8 protein-coding genes, 1 tRNA gene and 1 other RNA gene are annotated in these 6,591 nt (G+C 46.0%); 8 read left to right on the forward strand and 2 right to left on the reverse strand.

Going from position 1 to position 6,591, the window contains the following annotated elements; all coding sequences use genetic code 11:
* The first annotated feature begins 36 nt into the window (after positions 1 to 36).
* Positions 37 to 126 (forward strand) — tRNA-Ser (locus KNP99_RS15015).
* 105 nt (positions 127 to 231) lie between these two features.
* The gene (locus KNP99_RS15020; protein WP_215193343.1) at positions 232 to 696 is read left to right on the forward strand and encodes a DinB family protein; all 465 of its coding nucleotides are present in this window, start codon (positions 232 to 234) and stop codon (positions 694 to 696) included.
* 453 nt (positions 697 to 1,149) lie between these two features.
* Here the strand turns inward: KNP99_RS15020 and KNP99_RS15025 are convergent, their stop codons facing one another.
* Together KNP99_RS15025 and KNP99_RS15030 are read right to left on the reverse strand one after the other, a co-directional pair.
* A complete protein-coding gene (locus KNP99_RS15025; protein WP_029332186.1) occupies positions 1,150 to 1,827 on the reverse strand; it encodes a deoxynucleoside kinase in 678 nt (225 codons plus the stop codon).
* Positions 1,824 to 2,453 (reverse strand): deoxynucleoside kinase, encoded by a 630-nt coding sequence (locus KNP99_RS15030; RefSeq protein WP_088835958.1) that lies wholly within the window; start codon positions 2,451 to 2,453, stop codon positions 1,824 to 1,826. Before KNP99_RS15030 ends, KNP99_RS15025 begins: the two co-directional genes overlap by 4 nt.
* Positions 2,454 to 2,563: 110 nt before the next feature.
* Between KNP99_RS15030 and tadA the strand changes: the two genes are divergently transcribed.
* From tadA to KNP99_RS15060, 6 genes are all read left to right on the forward strand, one after another.
* Complete coding sequence (gene tadA, locus KNP99_RS15035) at positions 2,564 to 3,070, forward strand: tRNA adenosine(34) deaminase TadA (protein WP_088835959.1); 507 nt, start codon at positions 2,564 to 2,566, stop codon at positions 3,068 to 3,070.
* A 47-nt stretch (positions 3,071 to 3,117) separates the two neighbouring features.
* Positions 3,118 to 3,384, forward strand: an RNA gene (ffs, locus tag KNP99_RS15040) — signal recognition particle sRNA large type.
* Between the two features lie 97 nt (positions 3,385 to 3,481).
* On the forward strand, positions 3,482 to 5,164 hold the full coding sequence (gene dnaX, locus KNP99_RS15045) for a DNA polymerase III subunit gamma/tau (RefSeq protein ID WP_214767985.1): 1,683 nt from the start codon (positions 3,482 to 3,484) through the stop codon (positions 5,162 to 5,164).
* Between the two features lie 22 nt (positions 5,165 to 5,186).
* Positions 5,187 to 5,507, forward strand: coding sequence for a YbaB/EbfC family nucleoid-associated protein (locus tag KNP99_RS15050; RefSeq protein WP_012368932.1), 321 nt, complete (start codon positions 5,187 to 5,189; stop codon positions 5,505 to 5,507).
* An 18-nt stretch (positions 5,508 to 5,525) separates the two neighbouring features.
* Positions 5,526 to 6,125, forward strand: coding sequence for a recombination mediator RecR (gene recR, locus KNP99_RS15055; RefSeq protein WP_029332190.1), 600 nt, complete (start codon positions 5,526 to 5,528; stop codon positions 6,123 to 6,125).
* The gene (locus tag KNP99_RS15060) at positions 6,122 to 6,340 is read left to right on the forward strand and encodes a YaaL family protein (protein ID WP_029332191.1); all 219 of its coding nucleotides are present in this window, start codon (positions 6,122 to 6,124) and stop codon (positions 6,338 to 6,340) included. The genes recR and KNP99_RS15060 overlap by 4 nt, the downstream gene beginning before the upstream one ends.
* Positions 6,341 to 6,591: the final 251 nt, after the last annotated feature.

Below are 6,591 nucleotides of genomic sequence, written 5' to 3' on the forward strand. Positions count from 1 at the left end.
CACTTCTTTTTTTTTACCCAAAAATAAATTTAACATGGAGTCGTACCCAAGCCCGGCTGAAGGGGACGGACTCGAAATCCGTTAGGGGTCGTAAGGCCCGCGTGGGTTCGAATCCCACCGACTCCGCTTATATCGAGCATCTCACATCGTGTGAGGTGCTTTTTTATTGCACCAAGATCCGTTCGCATGCTATGTTTTCCTACATGTAAAAAGGAAGAAGGAGCACTTGATATGACCAATACAAAAGAAACCTTACTCACTCACTATAAAGAAACGATGAACTTCGTCCGTGAACTCGAACACATCCCGGAAGACGCGTGGCGTAGCTCATATGCGGAAGGCAAATGGACGATTGCTGAAATCGTAGGTCACTTGTCACCGTGGGACCGCTTCATGGTGGCAGAACGTCTTCCATTCATGTTGGCGGACGAACCATTCCGTGTGAAGCCGAACAGTCAGGAAGTCAACGAAGAAGCGGCGAAGATGAGTCGCGAGCAGCAACGAACCTTAACGATTGATGAATTCTTAGTCAGCCGTGACCTATTAAGCCGGGCCGTTGATTTGATTCCGGAAGAACGTTTGATGGATACGTTCACTTCGAACGGGAAAACGATGATGATCGTCGACTTGCTTGGCGCGATGAAACAGCACGACTTACATCACATCGACCAAATCAAACAAGTAACAGCACGCTAAAAAAAGCCCTTCGACGACTGTCGAGGGGCTCAGGCTGTAGACAAAGTGCCATCGGGAGATCAAGCGTCTTTTTTCGTTGCTTTCCTCGGGCGAGGCGCAAGCCGTTGCTCCTTCGTCCTAACGGACAAGAAGCAGGGTCTTGTCTGCCTCTGAACGTGCGTTCCCCGCAGGAGTCAACGAAACGTGACGCTTTTTAGGTAACACTATGACGGAAAGCCAGTCATGCAGACGGTTTAGGGCGCAATCCGTCTCGAATCGCTTAGAACCGCGAAAAGCAATCGGTCGCGACCCTGCAGCTTTGCTGTAGCGGCGCGGAAGATTGCCGCTTTGAAGACGAGGCGAGACAGGGAAGCGCGACCGGATTGTCTTTCGTTATCGCATGTTCACGCTTTATAAGAGTTTGTCTACACGCAAAAGCCCTTCGGCGACTGTCGAAGGGCTTTTGCGTGTGAATCAACGTGTTTTTGCAATCCGGGCGACTTCAAGTTGTTTATCGATTTTCGAGAGGATACGTTCAATCGACTCCGGTTCATTTAGAAGATCATATTCATCGATGGATAAACGAAGGACCGGGCAAATCGTGAAGTTATTGATCCAGTTCGTATACCGTTCGTACATCTCTTCCCAATACTCGATTGGTGTTTGCTGTTCCATCTCGCGTCCGCGGAGACGAATCCGGTCGAGCACCTGTTCAAACGATCCTTCCAGATAAATCAACAAGTCCGGATGCGGGAAAAATGGCGTCATGACCATCGCATCGAACAAACTGGAATACGTTTCGTAGTCCGTTGGTGACATCGTTCCTTTTTCGAAGTGCATCTTCGCGAAAATGCCTGTATCTTCGTAGATGGAGCGGTCTTGGATGAAACCACCACCGTATTGGAAGATTTTCTTTTGTTCTTTAAACCGTTCCGCTAAGAAATAGATTTGTAAGTGGAAGCTCCAGCGCTCGAAATCGTGGTAGAATTTATCGAGATAAGGGTTCGTATCGACTTTTTCAAGAGATGTCCGGAAGCCGAGTGCGTCTGCTAGACCATTCGTGATCGTCGATTTTCCGATTCCGACCATTCCACCGATCGTAATGACGGCATCTGCCGGAATATTGTATTTTTCACGTAACTTCGAGTTCATGCGTGGTTCGCTCCTTCATATAATTCATTGCGGATTTTAGTTAAGACATAATCCAAGTCTTCTGGGCGTTTGACGAAGTCGAGTTCATCTCCGTTAAAACGGATGACTTTGACTTCCGGGTGTTTGATTTGATACTCCGTGACGAACGTTTCGTAGTCTGCTGCGAGTTGCTCGAGATAATCGCGTGACATGTGTTCTTCAACTTCACGTCCGCGTAAGGCGACGCGTTTCATCAGTGTATCGATACTCGCATTCAAGTAGATGACGGCATCCGGTTTTGGCATATCCGTCGTTAAGATCGAATAAATTTGTTCATATTTATCGATGTGCTCTACTTTGAGCGAGCGGTGAGCAAAAATCAGGTTTTTAAAGATATGATAATCAGCGACGACAGAGCGTTGTTTACTTAGGTAGTGACGTTCGATATCATCGAGCTGTTTAAAGCGATTGCATAAAAAGAACATCTCTGTTTGGAAACTCCATTCTTCGATGTCCTCATAGAACTTTCCAAGAAAGGGATTTTCTTCGACAATTTCGCGTAACATAGAAAATGAGAAATGATGACTGATGGCGTTCGCAAGTGAAGTTTTGCCTACACCAATCGGTCCTTCAACCGTTATGAACATATTCAATTACCCTCCGTTCAGCAAAGTGCAATTTATATTTTAGCACAAAGCAGGGACCCCTGCCGAAGTTTCAGAGGGAGAATTTTTGTAAAGATAGGGAGTGAGTAGAAGTGGAGCGACACGAATATTATATGGAGCTCGCGATTGGTGAGGCGAAAAAGGCGGAAGCCATCGGCGAAGTGCCGATTGGGTGTGTCATCGTCAAAGACGATCAAGTCATTGCGACCGGGTATAATCACCGGGAAACGAATCATCAGGCGACGGCACACGCCGAATTACTCGCCATCGAGCAAGCGTGTGAAAAGCTCGGGAACTGGCGACTGGAAGGGTGCGAACTGTATGTGACGCTTGAACCGTGTCCGATGTGTGCCGGAGCCATCATGTTATCGCGGATTGAACATGTCATCTTCGGAGCCGTTGATCCAAAAGGTGGTTGTTGCGGAACTTTGATGAACCTCATCCAAGATGAGCGCTTTAACCATGTTTCACGTCTGACGAGTGGTATATTAGAAAAAGAATGTGGTGAGTTGTTAACGGCGTTCTTTCGCGAACTTCGTGCGAAAAAGAAAGCAAAGAAACGTGCAATGGGTTGCAACAATTTAGACGAAACAGTATAATGAAAAAGCACTCGAACGGGTGCCACTAAAAAACGATAAATCATTTGCCGTGCTAGGTGGGGATGTAGCGGTTCCCTGTCACTCGCAATCCGCTATAGCGAGACTGAATTCCATATCGAGGGATATGATTGGTATGGTCTGCCTTACGTAAGTAGCGTTGACGTTTGAGTCCTGCGCAACAGATACCCATGAACTAGGTCAGGTCCGGAAGGAAGCAGCCTTAAGTGGTGCTCTCTGTGTGCCGCAGGAGTGCTTGAACTGAGCAGGCTGCGTGAGTAACGCATGTTGAACATATTTCAGAATATGGTGCGCGGCAGTTTAATTTTTATAAAACAAGTCTACAGCCGGTTTCGGTTGTAGACTTTTTTAGGTAGAATAGAACAAGGATCTTAAAAAAGAGGAGGCGCAAATTTGGCCTATCAAGCACTATACCGCGTGTATCGTCCGCAGCGTTTTGATGAAGTCGTCGGGCAAGCACATATCACTCGGACGATTCAAAACGCATTGATGGAAGAACGGATGTCACATGCCTACCTATTTTCAGGCCCGCGCGGAACGGGGAAGACAAGTCTTGCGAAAATCATCGCAAAAGCAATCAACTGTGAACACGCACCTGTAAAAGAACCGTGTAATGAATGCCCGACATGTCTCGCGATTACGGAAGGATCGAGTCCGGATGTGTTCGAAATCGATGCGGCTTCAAACAACGGAGTCGACGAAATTCGTGAAATCCGCGATAAGGTGAAGTACCCGCCTTCAGAAGCAGCCTATAAAGTTTATATCATCGATGAAGTGCATATGCTATCGACGGGAGCGTTCAATGCATTATTAAAAACGCTTGAAGAACCACCGGCACATGCGATTTTCATCTTAGCGACAACAGAGCCCCATAAAATCCCGGCGACCATCATTTCGCGTTGCCAACGTTTTGATGTCAAACGCCATGAAGTCGACCAACTAGTCGAACGGATGCAGTTCATCTTATCCGATCAAGAAATTGCCTACTCGGAGACGGCGTTACGGTTGATTGCACGCGCAGCAGACGGAGGAATGCGGGATGCCTTAAGTTTACTCGACCAAGCAGTCGCTTTCTCGAATGGGGATTTGACGGATGCTGCCGTACTCGAAGTAACGGGTGCCGTAGAAGACGAAGCGTTGCTCGCGATTGCAAACGCACTTCATAATCATCAAGTCGATCAATTATTGCAGACACTTGAGCAGATGCAACGGGCAGGAAAAGACCTGAAGCGATTCGTCGAGGACCTGGTCTTCTTTTATCGGGATACGCTCCTGCTAAAAGCCTCACCGACGGCAGTCGATTTGTTAGAACGCGCCCGTCCGACAGAGGAATTCAAACAGTTCGTCGAAATGATTGAAGCGGAAACATGTTTCCATGTCATCGAACAACTGCATGATTGCCAACAACAGATGCGATTGACGAATCATCCACGTGTCTTAGTCGAGATTGCCTTCATCCAAATTACGGAACAGGGGCGTACGACGGGACAAATCGTCCAGTCATTGCAACAGGAAGTAAGAGAAATGAAGGAACAGATGCATCAGTTGAAAGCGAACGGTGTACCGGCAGCAGAAACAGTCGCGGCGCAACCAGCTAAACGGAAGCAAGGTCGTCCGACCGTGCGGATCGCGAAAGAGCGGATTCGACAAATGCTGATGCGAGCAGAAAAAGCACAATTGCTTGAAATCCAAGAGCGCTGGGATGCTATTCTAAAACTCATCTTAAAGCAAGATGGTCCGATCTATTCGCTTGTCCATGAAAGTAAACCCGTCTTGTGTTCGGGAGATACGTTATTGATTGAGTTTGATAACGGGAAGGGCTGGCATTTCGAACAAGTCATGACGAATGAACGAACGCGTTTCGTTATCGAAGAAGCCCTGTTTGAAGTATGTGGCGTCAAACGTGAGATTCTCGCAATTCTTGATCAAGACTGGAATGAATTAAAGGCAGAGTTTGTTGCAAAGCGAAATAGTAGTAATATAGAAGAGAAAGAGGTCGCTGAAGAATCGGAAAGCGATCGCTTATTATCCGAGACGCTTGGTCGTTTTGGTGATATCGTAGAATTTGAAGACTAATCTTACTTGAGGAGGAACAAATATGCGTGGTATGGGAAACATGAACAATATGATGAAACAAATGCAAAAGATGCAAAAGGATATGGCGAAAGCTCAGGAAGAACTTAAGGATTTGACAGTGACAGGTACAGCTGGCGGTGAAATGGTATCTGTCGTAGCTGATGGTCATAAAAATATCATCGACGTCATCATCAAAGAAGAAGTAGTGGATCCTGACGATGTCGAAATGATTCAAGATCTCGTCCTCGCTGCAACGAATGATGCATTGAAAAAAGTCGATGAACTTGTTTCAAGTAAAATGGGTAAATTTACGCAAGGTATGAACATGCCGGGAATGTTTTAAACTGTAGGGGGAAATCAATTGCAATATCCTGAAGCAATCAGTCGTTTGATTGAAAGTTTTACGAAGCTACCGGGGATCGGACCGAAAACGGCTGTTCGTCTTGCTTTTCATGTCTTAGACATGGAAGAAGATGATGTGTTGATGTTCGGGAAGGCACTCGTCAGCGCGAAGCGCGATATTTCTTATTGTAGCGTGTGTGGAAACATAACGGACAAAGATCCGTGTTATGTTTGTTCGGATAAACATCGTAATCGGACGGTTGTCTGTGTTGTTCAGGATTCGCGAGATGTGATTGCGATGGAGAAGATGCGAGATTATCAAGGGTTGTACCATGTACTCCACGGGGCGATTAGTCCAATGGAAGGGATTGGACCTGAAGACATTAACGTATCGAGTCTTTTGACACGTCTTCAAGAAGACGAAGCCATTACGGAAATCATCTTAGCAACGAATCCGAACATTGAGGGAGAGGCAACGGCGATGTACTTGTCACGTTTACTGAAACCGACGGGAATTCGTGTGACACGAATTGCACATGGTCTTCCTGTTGGGGGAGATTTAGAGTATGCGGACGAAGTTACATTATCCCGTGCGATGGAGGGAAGACGCGAACTATGAGTTGGTTTCGAAAAAAAATCCGAAACGAATACGATGAGCGTCTCCTTACAGAATTGTCTAAAGCAAAAGAAGACTACTTGATGAAACGTCATCTACTTGAGATTAGTTATGATGATTATGGTGATCTTGAAGCACAAATGAAATTAGCCGAGTCGTTGTATTTCTTCTATATAAGCGAAGCAAAACGAAGACGCGTTTCAATCATGATGAAGTGAACGAGTGAAGGCTGTGAGCCCGAGTGGTTTGCAGCCTTTAATCTGTTCTTAAAAAGAAGAATCGAAAAAAATGAAACTATTTTAATAAAACAGTTGTCATCCCCTAACTATCGTGGTATATTAATTCATGTCCTAAAGAGGACGCACGCTTGAAACGAACGAAAAAAACTTCTTTTAAAAAGTTGTTGACTTATCGTTCCAGACTTGGTATTCTAATTGAGTCGCCAAAACAGGCGCGGACGAACTTTGAA

The organism is Exiguobacterium sp. s95, from assembly GCF_018618655.1.
Taxonomy (GTDB): domain Bacteria; phylum Bacillota; class Bacilli; order Exiguobacteriales; family Exiguobacteriaceae; genus Exiguobacterium_A; species Exiguobacterium_A oxidotolerans.

Excerpts from the sequence above, each read along its gene's own strand:
- KNP99_RS15020 (WP_215193343.1), top strand. The coding sequence starts at position 232 with ATGACCAATACAAAAGAAACCTTACTCACTCACTATAAAGAAACGATG.
- KNP99_RS15030 (WP_088835958.1), bottom strand. The coding sequence starts at position 2,453 with ATGTTCATAACGGTTGAAGGACCGATTGGTGTAGGCAAAACTTCACTT.
- KNP99_RS15050 (WP_012368932.1), top strand. The coding sequence starts at position 5,187 with ATGCGTGGTATGGGAAACATGAACAATATGATGAAACAAATGCAAAAG.
- KNP99_RS15060 (WP_029332191.1), top strand. The coding sequence starts at position 6,122 with ATGAGTTGGTTTCGAAAAAAAATCCGAAACGAATACGATGAGCGTCTC.
- KNP99_RS15025 (WP_029332186.1), bottom strand. The coding sequence starts at position 1,827 with ATGAACTCGAAGTTACGTGAAAAATACAATATTCCGGCAGATGCCGTC.